Here is a 17991-nt window from a genome sequence, read left to right on the forward strand (position 1 = left end):
CCCCCCCTCATTCCCTTCTCTCTACCCCCCGCCCCCCCCCCCCTCGACCCGCCTCTCCAGGACGGAGATGAGGAGGTCGACCGCGATGGCCAGCAGGACCGCCGGCAGGGCGCCGGCACAGAGGGTCATCATGTTGCTGCCGGCGAGGCCCTCGAAGACCAGTCCGCCGAGACCGCCGCTCCCGATGATCGCGGTGAGGACGGCGACGCTGTTCGTGAGGACTGCGGCGAACCTGACCCCGGCGAAGAAGGCCGGATAGGCGTGGGGAAACCTGATGTGCCGGGTGATCTGCCTGTCTGTCATGCCGATGCCGGTCGCCGCGTCGATGATCCCGGGGTCCACCGTCGAGAGGCCGATCCAGGTATTCTTGACGATCGGGAGGAGGGCCCGGAGGACGAGCACGACGATCGCCGGGTAGAACCCGATGCCGAGGAGGGGCACGACAAAGGCGACGACGACCAGGCCGGGTATCGCCTGGGCGAGGTTTGCGGCGGCCATCACCACCGCCGCCACCGTGCGGGAGGAGAGGGAGAGGACGGCAAGGGGCAGAGCCATGCCGACCGCGATGAGGAGTGCGGCGTACGCCAGGACGACGTGCTGGAGCGTCGCCGCGACGACCGTCTCGACGGCTACCACCGGCCATACCTCCGTTCGAGGCGGCGCTCGACACACCCGGCAATGCCGTCCGAGAGGACCGCGAGGACGCCGACCCAGAGGCCGGCGACCAGGATCAGTTCAGGGATGTTGTTGAAGATCCCTGTCTGGAGGGGGACCCCGAGGCCGCCCGCCCCGATCAGTCCGCCGAGGGTGACGACGCCCATCGTGAAGACGACGGCGATCCTGATCCCCCCGGCGACGAGGGGGAGGGAGAGGGGGATGCGGACATGGAGCAGGACCTCCCTCTCGGTGAGGCCGAGGGCCTCGGCCACCCCGATCTCGTCGGGGCCGACGCCTGTCAGGCCGGCATGGGTGTTCCTGGCGATCGGCAGCACAGAGTAGAGGATGCAGGCGACGACCGTCGGCACCGCCCCGATCCCGACGAGAGGGATGAGGAGGACGAGGAGGGCGAGGTCTGGCACGGTCTCCAGGACGTTGAGCGCCGCAAAGCCCGGGCCGGAGAGGCGTTCGTACCTGAAGAGGAGGACGCCGACGGCGACGCCGACGACGATCGAGACGGCAAGGGCGACGGCGAACATGCCCAGGTGCTCGACTGTCCGTGCCGTGAGGTCGTACGCCTGCCAGACAGAGAGAAGAGAGGCCGCGGCGTCCATCAGATCAGCCTCATCAGCACCTCGTCCGCGAGGAAGAGGCCGACAGGCCTCTCCCCTTTCATGACCAGACCGAAGGACGCACCCGCCTCTTTGAGGTCGCCGAGGGCCGCGGCCGCCGCGTCGCCGGGCGCGAAGACCCGCGGCATCGCGGCGATCCCGACAAGGCCCCCCTCATCATGACGCCTCGTGAAGGCGTCGCGCCGCGTCGCCGTGCCCGCGACCCCGCCCGCCTCCATGACGATGGCGACGCCGGTGTCCTCCCTCATCATCGTCTCGAGGGCCGAGAGGACAGGTGTGGCGCCGTCGAAGAGATAGCGCGCCAGCACAGGTGTCATCAGGTCCCTGACAGAGAGAGTGTCGAGATACCGGAACTTCCTGTCGGCGCCCACCATATGCGCGACGATATCCGACGCCGGAGAGAGGATGAGGTCTTCGGGCGTGCCGACCTGCACGAGGCGGGCGTCGTGCATGACCGCCACCCTGTCCCCGAGGGCGAAGGCCTCGTCGATGTCGTGGGTGACGAAGACGATCGTCCGCCCCAGGTCGTGCTTGATCCTCTTGAACTCGTCCTGGAGTTGTTTCCTGAGTATCGGGTCAAGCGCGCCGAAAGGTTCGTCCATCAGGAGAAGAGGGGGGTCCATCGCCAGCGCCCGGGCCAGTCCCACCCTCTGCTGCTGCCCGCCCGAGAGTTCGCGCGGTGAGCGGCCGGCATAGGTCTCGGGCGGGAGGTCGACGAGGCCGAGGAGGTGTTCGACCCTCTCCCTCACCTTCTCCTTCGGCCATCCCTCGAGGGTCGGGATGATCCCGACATTCTCCCCGACGCTCATATGGGGAAAGAGGCCGATCTGCTGGATCACGTAGCCGATGTTCCGCCTGAGGGCCACCGCATCGACTCCCCCGACATCGACGCCGTTGATGTGGACGCTCCCCCGGTCGGGTTCGATCAGGCGGTTGATCATCCGGAGGGTCGTCGTCTTTCCCGACCCGCTCGCCCCGATCAGGATGAGGAGTTCGCCGCCGACGACCGTGAGGTCGAGGTCCCTGACGGCGTACCTGCTGCCGTATGTCTTCGTGAGGCCAGATATCTCGACCCTTTCGATCCGCTCGAAGAGCCTCTGGTGCGGCATGGGGGGAAGGGCAGGCCCTATCCTGCGATCAGGCCCTCCGCGACGAGATAGTCGCGGGCGATCTGCCGGGCGTCCTTCTTCTCGACGTCGAACTGGTAGTTCAACTGCCGCATCTTTTCGGCGTCGATCCTGTCGGAGAGGACGGCGAGGGCCGCGGTCGCTTTCTGGTCCCCCGCGATCCGGTCGTTCGCGAGGATGATCGCGTGATAGGGCGGGAAGGCCGACTTCTCGTCCTCAAGGATGCGGAGTTTGTACAGGTCCACCCGCGTATCGGTGGTGTACGGCGTTATGGCGTCCACCTCGCCGTTTTTGATCGCCTCGTACATCAGGGTCGGCGCCATCTGCCTCGCCTCCCCGAAGGTGAAATTGTACACCTTTGCCAGTTGCGGGAGGCCGTCCTCCCTGTTCGGGAAGACATAATCGGTGCCGAGGACCATCTCCCCGGCATGGGGAGCGAGGTCGGAGATCGTCGTCACGTTCTTCTCCCCGGCCCATGCCTCGGGCACGGCGACGGTGTAGTCGTCCCTGAACCCGACCTTCGAGAGGACAGTGACCCCTTCGGCGGAAAGCCCGGCCTTCACCTTGTCGTGGACGGTGTCGGGGTTCCACTCCGTCATCGGGGGGATTTTGAGGAGTTGCGAGTAAGCTGTGCCGGTGTACTCTACATACACGTCCACCTGCCCCTTCCTGATCCCCTCATAGAGGGTGGCGTCGTTCATGTTCGCCTTCACCTCGGTGGCATAGCCCTCCTCCCCCAGGAGAAGGGCGATCATCTCGGCGAGGATGTACTGTTCGTTGAAGGTCTTTGCCCCGACGACGGCCGTCTGCCCCCCCTGTCCCGGCACTCCCGCACACCCTGCGGCCAGGACGACGGCGGCGCAGACGACGACCACCGCAACCGCTCCGGTCCTCATCTCAGTCACCTGATGCACGGGTATCGTTCATTGCTGTTAAATATTCCTCCCGCCCCACGGACCGGCAAGCCTCCGTGTCACGGCAATGATTTCTTCAATCCCCCCTCTGTCCGCAAATCCCGACACTCTCCACCTGACCGTTCCCTCCTGGTCGAGGAGGTACAGGTAGGCGCGGGAAGGATCGTCCATCCCGAGCACCTTCCTGATCCGCTTCGTGTTCTCAAAGACGGTGATGATAGAGCCGTACTTCGCAGGATCGATGCCCTCCCGCATCCCCGCATTGATCACGCCCCCGAGAAAGAGTTCGTTCTCTTTCTCGATCACCGGCACCTCATAGAATGCCATTCCCGGATCGCCCGCAAACTCCTCCTCAAAAGGCGTCCGCCACGAGTCGATCATGGGCTGGGCCCCCCTCTGCACGGCCACGGCGATCAGGGCGACCATCCCCTTCAGGTCCTTGGGCAGGATCACCTTCCTTCCTTCGAGAGAATGCCCGGAGAGAAGGGGAAAACGCGCCTCGACGACCTCTGCTGATATCCCGGCCATAGGTGCCGGACGGCGCCATGTGATATAGGGTTTCTCCCCATCTCAGATCGGCGGGGTGGAGAGGAGGATGCTCAGCCCGAAGAGGAGGGCGATCAGGATGATAATGAGGACGGCCGTCCGTGCGATGTACTTTTTCGCGGCGATCTGCTCGTAATATGCCCGCGAACCTATCTGCAGGGAGAGGGTGGCGATCAGGGCCCCGGCCATCATCCCGATGACGTTCTCCAGGACGAGAACCGTCGAGGGGAGGAGGCTTTCCCTGATGAGGACGAGGGAGATGCCCATCACCGCCGTCGGGGGCAGGAGGGCGGCGGCGATCGCAACGCCCGCGATGAGGTCGGACATCCCGCGTGCGAGGGCGAGCACCGAGGCGAACCCGAGGAGGACGGCCATGACGATGTAGATCGGGCTGACGACGGTGCGGGAGAGGATCTCGGGCGTGATGGAGAGTGGCGTCACGAAGTGGAGGAGGTAGGTCGTCGCGGCCGAGAGGGCGAAGACGCAGGAGAGGAGCGCTGCAAGGACAAGGATGCTCTGGAGGCCGTCACGCACCTTCCCGATCGAGATGTTGATCGCGAAGCCGTAGATGGGCCCCAGGATCGGGGAGAGGAGCATCGCCCCGATGATCACCGCCACATTGTTGAGAAAGAGGCCGGTCAGGGCGATGATCCCGGCGATCGAGGTGAGGACGAGTTTTCCCGCGTCAAGCCTCTGGTACGGCCGGGTGGTGTCGAGGAGCTCCTCGATCGGGGTCTTTTCCGGCTGTTCCGTCTTCTCCTCGACCCTCTTGAGGTACGGCGAGATGACGAAGTCCGGCGAGGAGACCTCGATGAGGTTCTCTCTATACCGCAGGTCGAGGAGGGGCCTGACCTTCTCGATGAAGGGGTCGAGGTCGTTGTCAGGGAGAAAGAGTTTGACCTCGTAGATCCCGTCCTCCCGGAGGACCACATGGTGGATCCCTTCGAGGAGGAGGGAGAGATTCTCGTAGTCCTCCTTTCGTGCGTTGATCAGGACTTTCTTCATCTTCGTCTCTCCTTCACTGTCATATCCACCTCTTCCTCCTGAAATAGAGGAGCATGCCGAGGGCGACGACGGCCATCAGGACCAGGGAAGTGTAGTACCCGAACTCCCACTCCAGTTCCGGCATCTGCCTGAAGTTCATGCCGAAGACGCTTGCGATGAAACTGAGAGGGATGAAGATGGTGGCGATGATCGTCAGCACCTTCATCACCTCGTTCATGCGGTTGCTCGTGCTCGACAGATAGATATCGAGCATCCCGGCCCCCATGTCCCGGTAGGTCTCCAGCGTCTCGATCACCTGGACGGTGTGGTCGTAGACGTCCCTGAGATAGACCTTTGTCTGGTCGGCGAAGAGGGGCGAGTCCGTCCGTTCGAGGGAGGATATCACCTCCCTCAGCGGCCAGATCCGTTTCCGGAGGTACAGGAGGTCGCGTCGCACCTCCTGGATCGCCCTGATCACGTCGGGGTCCGGGTTCTCGATGAGGACGTCGTCCACCGCCTCGATCTTCTCGCCGAAGGTCTCCATCACCGAGAAATAACTGTCCACGATAGCGTCGACGAGGGCATAGGCGAGGTAGTCGGCGCCTGGTCGCCGGGCCCGCCACTTGCCCGCCCGGATCCGCTCCCGCACCGGGTCGAAGACGTCGCCCTGCCTCTCCTGAAAGGAGATGACGGTATTTTTGCCGAGGACAAGGCTGATCTGCTCGTCCACCAGGTCGCCGTCTGCCGAGTAGCCGATCATCTTCAGGATGATATAGATCGTCCCGTCGTACTCCTCGGTCTTCGGCCGCTGTTCCGTGTTGAGGATGTCCTCAAGAACGAGGGGGTGGAGACGGAAGATCTCGCCGATCCTCCCGATGGCGGCGGTGTCCTTGAGGCCGGTCACATTGATCCAGGTGACCGACTCCCTCTCCAGGTACGGGAGGATGCCATCGACGCCGATGCCGGCCTCCTCCCTGATCTCCTCCCGGGTGTAGTCGATGACGTCGATCTCCGTCCTTTCCTGCCCGGTGTCCCCGACATAGACGAGAGACCCCGGCGGAAGGCCTGCCTTCTCCGAGCGTCGCCGTGCGGTGCCGCCCATCTCAGTCGCTCCTTTCGATATCGCAGGGGGGTGCCGTCCCGCTCCCCCGCCGTCCCGCGGCGAGGACCGTCCCGACGGCCCTGAAGGAGTCCTCGATCTCGGGGAAGTTCGGGACGCAGTGGTCTTTCAGGATACGCACCGCGCCTTTCATGCTCTCGCCGCCGAGGAGGCAGCAGACGACCATCTTGCTGGTGTTCCGGGAGAACCTGACGATCTCGTGAGCGAGTTCGACCGGGTTCAGGACGGCCGAGGGGACGCTGACGACGCAGGCGACGTCCCAGAGGTCCTGCCGTGCGATCATGACGTCGAAGACGCGGGCGAAGCGCGTGGCCCCGCCGTCGCCGATGATGTCCATCGGGTTTGTCCGGTTCCAGATCGAGGGGAGGAAGGCGTCGAGGGCGTCGCGGATCCCGGGTGGGAGCGGCGGGAGGGGGACGCCGTGCTTCTCCGCGTAGTCCGCCGCCAGGACGGCAAAACCCCCGGCGCCCGAGATGACGACGCACCGATCCCCCGTGGGATAGCCCTCCGACGCCAGGAGTTCGCCGAGCTGGAAGGCCTCTTCGAGGGAACCGGCGAGGAGTATCCCTGCCTCCCTGAAGGCGGCGGCATAGACGGCGTACGACCCGGCGAGGGAACCGGTGTGGGAGGAGGCCGCCGCCTTCCCCCTCTCCGACGCTCCCGACTTCATGGCGATGACAGGCACCTCCGCGGTTACCGCTTTCGCCGCCTCCAGGAAGCGCCGTCCGTCCCTGATCTCCTCGACATAGAGGATGACGGCCCGCGTCCCGGGCACGGCGGCGACGGCCGGGAGGAGGTCGGCAAAGCCGAGGTCGGCCTGGTTGCCGACGCTGACGACCGCGGAGAAGCCGATGCCCGCCGGGATGCTCCAGTCGGCGACTGTCGTGATCACGGCGCCGCTCTGGGAGAGGAAACCGATATGGCCGGGTTTCGGGGTGATGGGGTCGAAGGTGGCGTTGACCTTTTCGGCCGGGAGCATGATGCCGAGGCAGTTCGGCCCGAGCACCCTGATGCCCGTCGCCGCCGCGATCCTCTTCACCTCCTCCTCCCTCTCCCTCCCCTCCGCTCCGCTCTCCGAGAACCCCGCGGAGATGATCACGGCGAGGGGCACCCCCTTCTCCGCGCACTCCCCGAGGACGGCGGGGACGATCGGCGCCGGCACCGCCACGACGGCGACGTCCACCTCGTCGGGGACGGCGAGGACCGAGGGGTAGGCCGTCCGCCCGAGGACGGTCGCATGCTTCGGGTTTACGGGCCAGAACTTTCCCGGGAAGGAGAGGAGGTTCCTCGTCAGGGCATACCCCACCTTCCCGGGTTCGGGGGAGGCGCCGATGACGGCGACGGATGTCGGTGCCGGGAGGGCGAAGGGAGGTCTCTCGCCGATCTCCGCCGCCACAGGTTTTTCCTCTCCGATGATGACCCTCGCGTCCACGGCGCACGCCCCATCCTCCCTGAGGACGAGAGGGTTGATGTCGAACTCCGCGACCCTCTCCTCCGCCATGAACATCCGTGCCGCGCCGGCGACCGCAGTGACGAGCGCTTCCTCGTCGAGGGGCGGCATGCCGCGGTAGCCCGCGATCAAGGGGTAGCCCCTGATGCCGCGGACCATCTCCCTGATCCTCTCCTCCCCTGCCGGGAGGACGGAGAACCCGACGTCCCTCAGGAGTTCGACGAGGACGCCGCCCGACCCGAAGGTGAGCACCTTCCCGAAGGCCGGGTCTGTCACCCCGCCGACGATGAACTCCTGCCCGCCTCCGACCTCTTCCTCGACGATCACGCCCTCGACCGCGGCGCCGGGGTGCCGCTCGGAGACGGCGGCGAGGATTGCGTCGTACGCCTCCATCGCCTCCTTGCGGCTCCGCACGCCTGTCCGCACCCCTCCCGCGTCGGACTTGTGGATGATGTCCGGGGAGACGACCTTGACGACGGCCGGGTAGCCGATGGCGTCGGCCGCGTCCGCCGCCCCCTCTCTGTCCCCTGCAACGGCATGGCGGGGCACCGGGATGCCATACCTCGTCAGGAGGGCGTAGCCCTCAGCCTCACCGAGTCGCCGGGTCATGTGCTGCACCTCAGCGGTCAATCGGTGCCCGGCTATAAACGTCTGTCGTCATGATCCCGCCCCCTTCGAGAAGCATTATCCCCCTCTCACGCCAATACCTCTATATGGCGAACCTTACTGTAGCGGTATTCGGCCCTGCAGGATACGCAAAGGATCTCGGAAAAAAGGGGACGAGCACCGACATCACCTTCTACAACCTGAAAAAGGGTGCGCACACGGTGACGTTCATCGAACCGACCCGGTACCCTGAGCGTCTCGCCCCGCTCTTCTACGCCGCAACCCTTGCGGACGCGGCCGTCGTCGTCGTCGACGCCCTGAACGCGACCTTCGGCGAGTACCTGCTCATGCTCCAGGCAGCGGGCGTGAAGAAGGGCTACTTCGTCCTCCGCAACTATATCGCGCCCGACCAGATCAGGCCCCTCCTGAAGGGGACGCTGCTGGAGGGGTACGAGTGCGTCGAGGACGACCTCGTCGACCTGCGCGAGCGCCTCCTTGAGCAGACAGAGCAGACCGCGATCGAGCGTTCCCTTGCCGACCCGAAGAAGACCTGCGTCATCCCGATCGACCACTTCTTCAATGTCCGCGGCATCGGGACCGTGATTCTCGGGTGCGTCGCGGACGGCCACCTGCGCAAGCACGACAACCTCAAGGTGCTCCCGACGGCGAAGACCGCGCTCGTGCGGTCGATCCAGAAGCATGACGAGGACTTCGAGGAGGCGGACGCCGGCGACCGCGTCGGCCTCGCCCTCAAGAACGTCGAGGCTGAAGAACTCGACCGGGGCTATGTCCTCACGAACGACTCCTCCCTGCGGTGTGCGACCTCCGTGACCGGCACCCTGGACCTCGTGCCCTTCTGGAAGACGCCGATCACCGAGGGCATGGTCCTCCATGTCGGCCACTGGATGCAGTTCATCCCCTCCCGCGTCACCTCGGCCGAGGCCGACGGACGGTCGGTGAAGATCTCCCTCGAACTCGAAAAGGACCTGGTCTATATGCCGGGTTCGAAGGCGGTCGTCACCTACCTGGAGGGCGGGAACCTGCGGGTGGCAGGGACTCTCACCATTTCATAATTTTTTTATTATGGGGTCTCCGGTAGGGAGACGCGGGATGTTTTTCACATTCAGTGATGGTGAAGTATTTTCGGAGAGAGGATTGTAGAAGATGTGGATTTGTGCTTTGTAGAAATTCTCACAAAGGCAATGCTCTCTCATTGTATCAAGTGAGCCTTCGATTTTTGATTGTGGCAGGTTCTTGAAGTTTTTCTTGTTTTCAAGATCCCTACAGCAACACCTCCCAACCAAGGATTTCTTCTGTGTCTTAGTACTCGCGACTATTTTAGATAATGCTCCTCCCGAACGCACGCAAATGCAATTATTTATTTTAATGAATAATTAAACACAAAAACAGGAGTAGGGGATGGATCTAGGAATCATTGAGAATACCATAGTTGAAGCATCGATAAAAGGGGCAAGTAAAATTCTTTTGGGAAGTGTTTTGCGCGAATCCGAAATCCGTGATTGGGTCAAAAAAATAGATTTTGAAACCCAATTAAAAGAGGAAATAGACTTTGAAACGATCCCAAATATCGATACTGCAGCAGTTAGTACATTTTTTTCATCTGAACCCGTGACCACCCTTATAGAACAAATATTCAAACTGAATCGGCAGGAAATATCAGAGCTTGAAGAAGATTTTGTTAAAATCTTCAGAGAGTGTGATCCAATTCCTGAATCCTCAAATCCTGAACTTGCTCAGAAGTTATTTCGGATACTGATTTGTTCCTGCGTCTCGGTTCTTTCTGAGTTAGTCGCACAAGGAAATATGGCCGCCAAGGACTGCCTTGATGAATTGCGGCACAAATGGATGAGATATGAATCCGTACATAAACTCATTCATTGGAGAGAGTATTTCTCCCGTGTTGAACCCCATCTTCTGCCCCTCACTGGTGGAACTCCATTAGAACGGACAGTCCATTACTCGGATATAGCAGAAGAGTTTTTAAATGACAATTTCAGCAAGATTTTAGTATTCCATACGCCGGGAGGTTTCGGAAAGTCTCATCTGCTTCGGCACATTGCATTTGTTCTCGAAGAAAAACATCCAGAGTATTCTGTCCTCTCAATAACGCCAGATTCTCCTGAGATGGAAAAGGCTCTTTCCAACGAGTTGAAAGCAGGCAAAAAATATCTTCTACTGTTTGACGATGCAGACCGGTGGTCTAAAGAATTGGTTCCACTTTTTGCCTATGTTCGCAACCATTCCTCAGATGTAAAAGTCATTCTCTCTTCTAGGACTGCTGGTCTCCAGAGCATTCATACGATTCTGAGGGGCACAGGTAGCGCTAATATTGCCAGAGTAGTGGAACTTGAGGACTGGAATAAAGATGATCTCAAGAAATTATTACGGTTCACCCTTGGTGGCGAGACTCACAAAAAAGAGGATATCATCGTTACGACATTTTCAAACCCATATCTGATCGTATGGGCTGGAAATACTATCACGGGGAATCCAGAAATTTCCGTTGAAGAACATCGACAAAAATTTGCTAATGATCTGGAATCGGAGGCGTTTCCATCACTCACTCCTGAATTCGACGAGGGGAGTGGTAAAAATTTCTTGGCGGATCTAGCATTGATCGCACCATTTCAGAAGGGTGATCGGAGTATTCTATCGATGCTGGCAGGAAAATACGGAGTTTCAGAAGAAACAATCCTTGCTAAAATCGTTTCACTCGAAAAAAAAGGCGTTCTCCGACAACCAGGATTCTCCACTCGCTTCAACCCCGATATGAAAGGTGATCTCTATCTCGCTCACGGGATAGAACATCTGCAGGATTCGGGTTGTTTAAAAAAATGGATAGACTATTGGGGCCCATATATCGAAGGAAAAATTCTTGCGAATCTGGAAGCAGCGTCAAAGTATTGTAAAATCGATGTTATTCTGGATTATTATCGGACATGGATCTCTCAGAAAATACAAGAGGCAAAGGAGACTCCTGGCTATTTCAGACAAAAAAATCTGGAGTCTCTATCTCGATTCTGTTACATCGTTCTTGGAGAATCGCTTGATCTTATCTATACTTATATCAACACGCCGATTCCGGAAGATACCACCAGATTATTTTTCTCCCACTATGAATTCCCCTTAACAACGGATCATTATGGACCCATAATATCCATATTGATGCAAACGGATGTATGCAAGGAAGACATTTTCGACCTTCTAGATCATGTCCACAAAAAAGTGCCTGAGGGATCGTATAGTAATTACAAGATTGAATCACTTGTTTCAGAAACCGTTTCTCCGTTTACCAATACACTTGAGAGTATATGTGATACGCTAACACTTTTAGAGAACAGGCTTGACGGAAACAATGAATTTTCCATACTTGCACTTGGGGAGGCGTTATCTAAGACCTTACAGGTTGATCATGAATTTTTTTATTCCCCCTCGTTTGCTACAATCACCATCGGCAGGCGACCACTCCCAGATACTCCTGCTGTTATTCAAACTCGCGACCATGCGATCTCAATTCTCAAGAGAATGCTCTCTCATCCATCTGTTAATATCAGGCGAAAAAGTATTGAGGTTTGCGAAAATATCGGACTGCACTACGGGGAAACTAAAACACCTTTGTCTGTGAGAGTTGCAGATGAACGGAGAGAAGTAATAGCAGAAATCGACCGATTAATCTCCCATGAAAATGATTATGGCGTACTAAGTGACATCGAAAGTCTTCTCTTAAAGTGGTGGTGGCGTGGATACTCGGGTACAGAAGATGCTGAGAGGCTTCTCACCATATTTGCACGCCCAATGGACTATATCCTCTATGGGTTCTTATTCTATTCTCGAATAAATCTTCTTTCCTTTGATCCCGATACAATTCCCTCTGAAAAAGAGGAGAGATCAGAATGGTATTTCAATATCACAGATTTCGATGATGAAGATGTAATGAACGAATTCTATGAGTATATTCTGGATAACTACCTTTCCATTAAATATTCCACGGCATCTTCTGTCATTACGCTCCTTAAAGAACCCCAAGCATACCGTGAACGTGCAAAACTGAATCTTCAACATTTTGAAGAGCTTATGAGAACATGGGTTGCAAAATGCCCGGAAATATTCTGTGAGATACGCGGCAATCTCGGGATCTGGAATGAATTGCCCCTTGAGTTTCAAAACGCTATTGATCTCGGATTGTGCGAATATGATCCTGTGCATCTAGAGTATCTTGCAGATGATATTTTGAAAGTTCTTCCAGAAGTTGATGATAGAAGAACTAACTTGTTTATATGGTCAATGGCAAGACATCCCCCTGACGAGGCCAAGACACGAGATTGGTTAGAGAAACTGATCAAAACAGGAAATAAAGACGTACACAAGATGATCCTGAGGAATCTATGGGTGCTCTCATCAAATCTTGGCAATTATGATATTTTTACTACCTATTCTCTAGAAATATTACACTATTATGATGCCGTGGACTCAGAGATTCTCGATTCTTTTTCCGCATATGTCTTACATTACTTAAAAAAAGAGGGAGATCTTCTGGAAACCAAACACAAAGAAGCACTAAAGCGGTGTCTCTTTGAAAAATTGATCGCTACACCTATGACTGGAATATATGGTCCTACATACCGAATTCAGGAATTGATAAACTATGTGCTCATCAATGCCGAAGATATAGTCAAATTCATTCGTTGCAGAAGTGAAAAAAAGCGTGGTGTATCAAAATATTCTGTTCTTCCTGTAGATGATGAAGTATTATTCCTGAAGAACATAAAAGATTCTACCGGATTATATCTAGTTATCGAAGAAATGTTCACCCTTTTGAAAGAGAAGACAACGTACAAAGAGTCTGTCTGTTATCAGTTAAAATCAATCGCGTCTTTGAAAGAACCGGACTCTGAGAAGTTGTGCCTAGAAGAATGCATTTATCATCTTCTGAAAAATGACAGAGTAGAAGATGCTCTGATCGTTTGTTCAGCCCTTTCATTTCAATCTGAGACGCAAGAAACCATCTTGTGGGTTTTGAGTGCGGCAATCGCTGCTGGTAAAGAACAGGAGGTGAGGCGTATTTTTGTAGAATACATTCGGTATGGTGTGCTTACTATAGATTGTACTGGATACTCACCGCAATTAATGCAAAAAAAACAGTTTATTACAAGTCTGTGCGATCATACACCTCATGGACCGTTAAAAATGATGCTCAGAGATATTAAGAAAGAAATTGAGGCAGAAATTCAGGAAGTGATGAAAGAAATTGAAGACGATCGCCTTGATAGATGAAATATTGACCCTCCATGGATCCTGATCCTCGAAGTCTGAAGCAATCCCTCATCCAAAAGACAAACGAGTATCTATAAATCACACCATTATAAAATTACAGCCCATGGAAAGCCTCCCGGACATTCTCAAGAAGATCATCCTTGCAATACTCATCCTGGTCGTCATTCTGGTCGCGGTCTTTGTATCGATTCTGGGATATTTCAGCGTGTCCGCACCCGAAAGTGCACAGTCGGTCTATATCTACGAACTCACGCTCTCCACGACCGGGCCCCTGGACAATGCAACCCTTCTGGTCCCCGTTCCCTCCTATTACAATGCGGAGTCCGGGAAAAACGAGACCGTCATCAACATCTCCCGCACCAGTTTCACGAATTTCGACAGGGACACTATCTCCGTACAGATCGAGGAGGTGAACGGCGTCTCGATGCTGAAGATCTCGGCCGACCGGATCAGTCCCCTCTACAAAAACCGTATCGATCCGATCCCGATCATGCCGGGACAGAACGAGTCAGAACTCCCGCAGCCGACCGATATCTATTCAGACCGGTATTCGGAAGAGACCCCTGAGCTTGTCGAGATGGAGATTCATATGTACGACACCTCCGTCGACCACGAGATCGATACAAAAACGCCGGTCGGAAAAGAGCCCCTCTTCATGCCGTACCGGATCACCGACACTATCGGCAGTCCCGACAGCGCCATGTACGGGGACTACTACGTGAGCGCCGGGTCTTCAGGATACGTCTTCGAGACGCCCTTCATCCTCTCCTATACTGCTGATGACGATAATGTCCTCACCATCTCCTCCGAATTTCATGCGATAAACCAGTGGTGGGTAGGGGGCTGGCAGTCGAATTCATACCGGGAGAGGATGAGGCACGAATTTCAGGGAGGGTGCGATGGTACGTATCAGGTGACGGGCATCCTGATAACCGGGGATGGGGTTTATTGAAACAATACACACATTTTTTCTCAGATCGATCGTACCTCTCGCCTGAGAATGCTTCATCACACCTCTCCGAGGTAAAAAACCCTCCCGACCTCCCATCCGGCACCCTCCATCCAGACGACGACGGCCGTCTCCGCCGGCACGGTCAGGTCCTCCGATGAGGCCAGACGCATCTCCACGCGTGTCGTCTCCCCCGCCTCAAGGGTGAAGGAGTCCGGGGCATAGGAGACCTGCACTCCTTGCGGCAGGCCGTCGGTCCGGGTGATCCTGATCTCGGTGTCGGCCCCGGAGGAGACGATGATCGGGAGGGTCGCCGATGCGTTCGGTCTGAGGACGAGTGTCGGCGCTCCCGGTCGATCTGCCCCGACCGCTTCGAAGCCCGAGGCGTTCTCCGTGTCGAACTCGAAGAGGAAAGGAGACGGCCCTCCCTCTCCGGGGGGAGCGTTGATGATCGGTTTGTCCAGGATGTCGGGCTGGAATGTGGGGGGCGTCGGGACAGGCGTCGTCGTGCCCGGCCCTTCCCCTGCCGTGCACCCTGTCGTGAGAATGATACATCCCAGAAGGGCGAAGAGGAGCAAAAGAGTCAGAAATCTTTTTTCTCTAATCATACCTGTTCATTCCTCATTTTCTTCTCTTCCCCTCCGGGCCGTGTCGCCGGCCCCTGCGTGAGACCTGTTCAGATGTCCACGGCCGAAGGTATCCAGGTATTGTATATATCAATTCTGTACCGATCGTCTTCACATCAGGAAAGTGAGAAACCCCGTATCACCGTAAAAATCCACAAAAATGTGCGACTGATCCTCCTCCCAGATCGCGCTCATTTCCGCCCCCTATACTGCCCCTCTCTTCCCCTCCACGTCTCCAACCTATCAGGGGGTTCTGTGCCACCCGGCAAACCCATCCCCGTCCCGATAGGGATGTGTATTCCAGGTCACGATCCCCGAAACACTCCGAAAATAGCATTATTCTCAATCCCGCCCATACAGGCCGGATCGAGAGGGCGGAAATACGAAATAAAGGTCAGATCGGGGGGATGAAACCCTCCCCCGGGTACTCTCTCTCACGTCCTCCTGAACATCGCCGCCAGTTCGTCCGGAGAGAAGGAGAGGACCGTCGGCCGACCATGGGGGCAGGTGTACGGGCTCTTCGTGTGGGCGAGCTGGTCGACGAGGCGGCGCATCTGCTCGCGGGTGAGGGGATCGCCGGCCTTGATCGCGCCGCGGCAGGCGACGCGTCTCGTGATCGCCTCCCGCCTCCCCACCGGGTCGCGGGGGGCCTCGCGCACCAGGGCCGAGACCAGGTCGCGGACCACCGCCGGGTCCTCCATCCGCCCAAGGACGATAGGGATCGCGCTCACCGCGTAGGTGTCGGGCCCGAACTCGTCGAGGGCGAACCCCTCCTCCTCGAGGGCCGGCAGGGCGTCCTTCACCAGTTCTGCCTCCTGGGCGGTGAAGGTGATGAGCACCGGGACGATCAGTTCCTGCGTCTTCTGCCCGTCCTGCTGCTTCTCCGTCGCCTGCTCGTACAGGATACGCTCGTGGGCGGCGTGCTGGTCGATGACGATGAGGGAGTGGTTGTCGGCCCTGCCGACGATGTAGGTGGTGTCGACCTGGCCGAGGACCTCGATCTCGGGGAGGAGGTTTCGTTCGGCCCCGGCGAGGGGGAGGGAGGTCTGCCTCAACCGCCTGTCTGAGCGTGCATAGAGTGCCGGCGCCTCCGCGATGCCGGTCGTCCTAGCGGGGATTGGAGGGGCCGGCTTCCATGCCGGCGCCGGGCGTGCCGGGGGAGCGGAGAGGAGGTCCCTCCCGTCCAGCGCGGCCCGCACCGCCGCGGCGACGGCGTCGCAGATCTCCCTCTCACGGCTGAGGCGGACCAGTTTCTTCGTCGGGTGGACGTTCACGTCCACCTGGGCCGGGTCGACGGCCAGGGTGACGAAGGCGACAGGGTAGCGGTCTGCCGGGAGGAGGGTGCCGTAGCCCTCCTTGAGCGCCCGCACGATCGCGGGCGAGGAAACGGGGCGGGCATTGATCGAGAGGAAGACCTGGTACAGGTCGGCGCGGGAGTGCGCCGGGCGGGAGATGTAGCCCCCGACCCTCACCGCGGAGGCCTCGAATGCGAGGGGGATGAGGTCGGCGTGGAGGTCTGTCCCGAAGAGGGCGGCCGCCGTCTCCCGCAGGTCGGTCGTCCTGTGGGTGGCGACCCGCTCCTTCCCGTTGTGGACGAGGCGGAAGGAGACCTCCGGGTGGGCGAGGGCGGTCTTCTCGACGACCCCATGGATATGCGCAAGTTCCGTGTGGAGAGACTTGAGGAACTTCCGGCGCGCCGGCGTGTTGAAGAAGAGGTCGCGCACCTCCTGAGTCGTCCCCTCAGGTGCGCCGACCTCCGCGACCTCCAGCGCCCCGCCGCCCCTGATCCTGACCTGTGTCCCGGCGATGACATCGCCCCCCTTCGGCCTGGTGGTCAGGGTGACGTCGGCGATAGAGGCGATGCTCGCCAGCGCCTCGCCCCTGAAGCCCATGGTGGCGACGCGGTCGAGGTCGTCGATCCTGGCGATCTTGCTCGTGGCGTGCTCCCTGAAGGCGAGGACCGCGTCGGCGCGGTCCATGCCGACGCCGTTGTCCTGCACCCTGATCACGGTGACATGGGTGCGGTCTGTCGTCACCTCCACCCGGACGAGATCGGCGCCGGCATCGATCGCGTTCTCCACGAGTTCCTTGACGACAGACGCCGGCCTCTCGACAACCTCGCCGGCGGCGATCTGGTTGACCGTCCTCTCGTCGAGGACATGGATGACAGGTTCGGTCATGATGATCCCTCCTTGCCCACAAGCGCCTTCAGTTCATAGAGTGCGTCGAGTGCCTCGCGGGGCGTCAGGGCGTCGGGGTCGATCCTCTTCAGGGCCTCCACCGCGGGGTCGGGCTCAGCCCGCGCCTCGCAACCCGGGAAGAGGAGCATCTGGGTGAACTTCCTCTGTCTCGGCCCGCCCGCCGCGACCTCCTCCTCGGTCGCCTTCAGGATCTTCTCGGCCCTCTGCGTCACCGCCCGCGGCACGCCGGCAAGCCGCGCCACATGGATGCCGTAACTCCTGTCGGTCGCGCCCGGAATGATCGTCCGCAGGAAGACGATCTCCCCACCCGCCTCCTTCACCGCGAAGTGGTAGTTCTTCACCCTCTTCAGGTCGGCCTCCACGTCGATGAGCTGGTGGAAGTGGGTGGCGAAGAGGGTCCGCGGCCCGGTCTTCCCGCTGCCGTGGAGGAACTCGATGACGGCCCTTGCGATGGAGTAACCGTCGATGGTGCTCGTCCCCCGCCCGATCTCGTCGAGCACGACGAGGCTCCGTTCGGTGACATTGTTCAGGATGTTCGCGAGTTCCTGCATCTCGACCATGAAGGTGCTCCGCCCGCTGGAGAGGTCGTCCGAGGCCCCGACGCGGGTGAAGACCCGGTCGACGATGCCGAGGGAGGCGTGGCCGGCCGGGACAAAACTCCCGATCTGGGCCATCACCTGGATGAGGGCGACGGCACGCATGTACGTCGATTTGCCGGCCATGTTCGCCCCGGTGATGATGAGGACCTGGTCGCCGTCGCCGTCGATGAGGGTGTCGTTCGGGACGAATGAGCCCGGCACCATCTCCTCGACGACAGGGTGGCGTCCGGCCCTGATTGCGGTCCTGACCGAGTCGTCGAGGACGGGCCGCGTATAGTCGTTCCT

General features: G+C 58.8%; 13 protein-coding genes and 1 pseudogene. 3 read left to right on the forward strand and 11 right to left on the reverse strand.

Annotation, left to right across the window (positions count from 1 at the left end; all coding sequences use genetic code 11):
• Positions 1-21: 21 nt before the first annotated feature.
• Genes PHP59_RS06410 through PHP59_RS06445 form a run of 8 tightly spaced genes read right to left on the reverse strand, consistent with a single transcriptional unit; the run spans position 22 to position 8039 of the window.
• Positions 22-636 (reverse strand): ABC transporter permease, encoded by a 615-nt coding sequence (locus PHP59_RS06410; protein WP_300165211.1) that lies wholly within the window; start codon positions 634-636, stop codon positions 22-24.
• Positions 630-1271 carry an ABC transporter permease gene (locus PHP59_RS06415; protein ID WP_300165213.1) on the reverse strand — a complete coding sequence of 214 codons (642 nt, stop codon included), beginning with the start codon at positions 1269-1271 and terminating at the stop codon, positions 630-632. The genes PHP59_RS06410 and PHP59_RS06415 overlap by 7 nt, the downstream gene beginning before the upstream one ends.
• The gene (locus PHP59_RS06420; RefSeq protein WP_300165215.1) at positions 1271-2398 is read right to left on the reverse strand and encodes an ATP-binding cassette domain-containing protein; all 1128 of its coding nucleotides are present in this window, start codon (positions 2396-2398) and stop codon (positions 1271-1273) included. The genes PHP59_RS06415 and PHP59_RS06420 overlap by 1 nt, the downstream gene beginning before the upstream one ends.
• Positions 2399-2415: 17 nt before the next feature.
• Positions 2416-3312: a glycine betaine ABC transporter substrate-binding protein gene (locus PHP59_RS06425; RefSeq protein ID WP_300165235.1), complete on the reverse strand. Its 897-nt coding sequence runs from the start codon at positions 3310-3312 to the stop codon at positions 2416-2418.
• Positions 3313-3348: 36 nt separating this feature from the next.
• The gene (locus PHP59_RS06430; RefSeq protein ID WP_300165217.1) at positions 3349-3858 is read right to left on the reverse strand and encodes a hypothetical protein; all 510 of its coding nucleotides are present in this window, start codon (positions 3856-3858) and stop codon (positions 3349-3351) included.
• A gap of 42 nt (positions 3859-3900) precedes the next feature.
• Positions 3901-4881, reverse strand: coding sequence for a TIGR00341 family protein (locus tag PHP59_RS06435; protein WP_300165219.1), 981 nt, complete (start codon positions 4879-4881; stop codon positions 3901-3903).
• Positions 4882-4900: 19 nt separating this feature from the next.
• A complete protein-coding gene (gene corA, locus PHP59_RS06440; protein ID WP_300165221.1) occupies positions 4901-5962 on the reverse strand; it encodes a magnesium/cobalt transporter CorA in 1062 nt (353 codons plus the stop codon).
• 1 nt (position 5963) lies between these two features.
• Entirely contained in the window at positions 5964-8039 is a 2076-nt protein-coding gene (locus PHP59_RS06445; protein WP_300165223.1) for an acetate--CoA ligase family protein, read from the reverse strand.
• A 104-nt stretch (positions 8040-8143) separates the two neighbouring features.
• Here PHP59_RS06445 and PHP59_RS06450 point away from each other — a divergent pair, with 104 nt between their 5' ends.
• The 3 genes from PHP59_RS06450 (at position 8144) to PHP59_RS06460 (ending at position 14283) form a co-directional block, all read left to right on the forward strand.
• Complete coding sequence (locus tag PHP59_RS06450) at positions 8144-9109, forward strand: EF-Tu/IF-2/RF-3 family GTPase (protein ID WP_300165225.1); 966 nt, start codon at positions 8144-8146, stop codon at positions 9107-9109.
• A gap of 346 nt (positions 9110-9455) precedes the next feature.
• Positions 9456-13331, forward strand: a complete 3876-nt coding sequence (locus tag PHP59_RS06455) for a hypothetical protein (RefSeq protein WP_300165227.1) — start codon at positions 9456-9458, stop codon at positions 13329-13331.
• A gap of 103 nt (positions 13332-13434) precedes the next feature.
• Positions 13435-14283 carry a hypothetical protein gene (locus tag PHP59_RS06460; protein ID WP_300165229.1) on the forward strand — a complete coding sequence of 283 codons (849 nt, stop codon included), beginning with the start codon at positions 13435-13437 and terminating at the stop codon, positions 14281-14283.
• 56 nt (positions 14284-14339) lie between these two features.
• Here the strand turns inward: PHP59_RS06460 and PHP59_RS06465 are convergent, their stop codons facing one another.
• The 3 genes and pseudogenes from PHP59_RS06465 to PHP59_RS06475 form a co-directional block, all read right to left on the reverse strand.
• Positions 14340-14888: a hypothetical protein gene (locus PHP59_RS06465; RefSeq protein WP_300165231.1), complete on the reverse strand. Its 549-nt coding sequence runs from the start codon at positions 14886-14888 to the stop codon at positions 14340-14342.
• 452 nt (positions 14889-15340) lie between these two features.
• Entirely contained in the window at positions 15341-17086 is a 1746-nt protein-coding gene (gene mutL, locus PHP59_RS06470; protein ID WP_300165233.1) for a DNA mismatch repair endonuclease MutL, read from the reverse strand.
• A pseudogene (locus PHP59_RS06475) lies at positions 17083-17991 on the reverse strand (DNA mismatch repair protein MutS); the annotation flags it as partial. The pseudogene PHP59_RS06475 and the gene mutL, both read right to left, overlap by 4 nt.

Origin of the sequence: Methanofollis sp. (assembly GCF_028702905.1) — an archaeon.
GTDB lineage: Archaea > Halobacteriota > Methanomicrobia > Methanomicrobiales > Methanofollaceae > Methanofollis.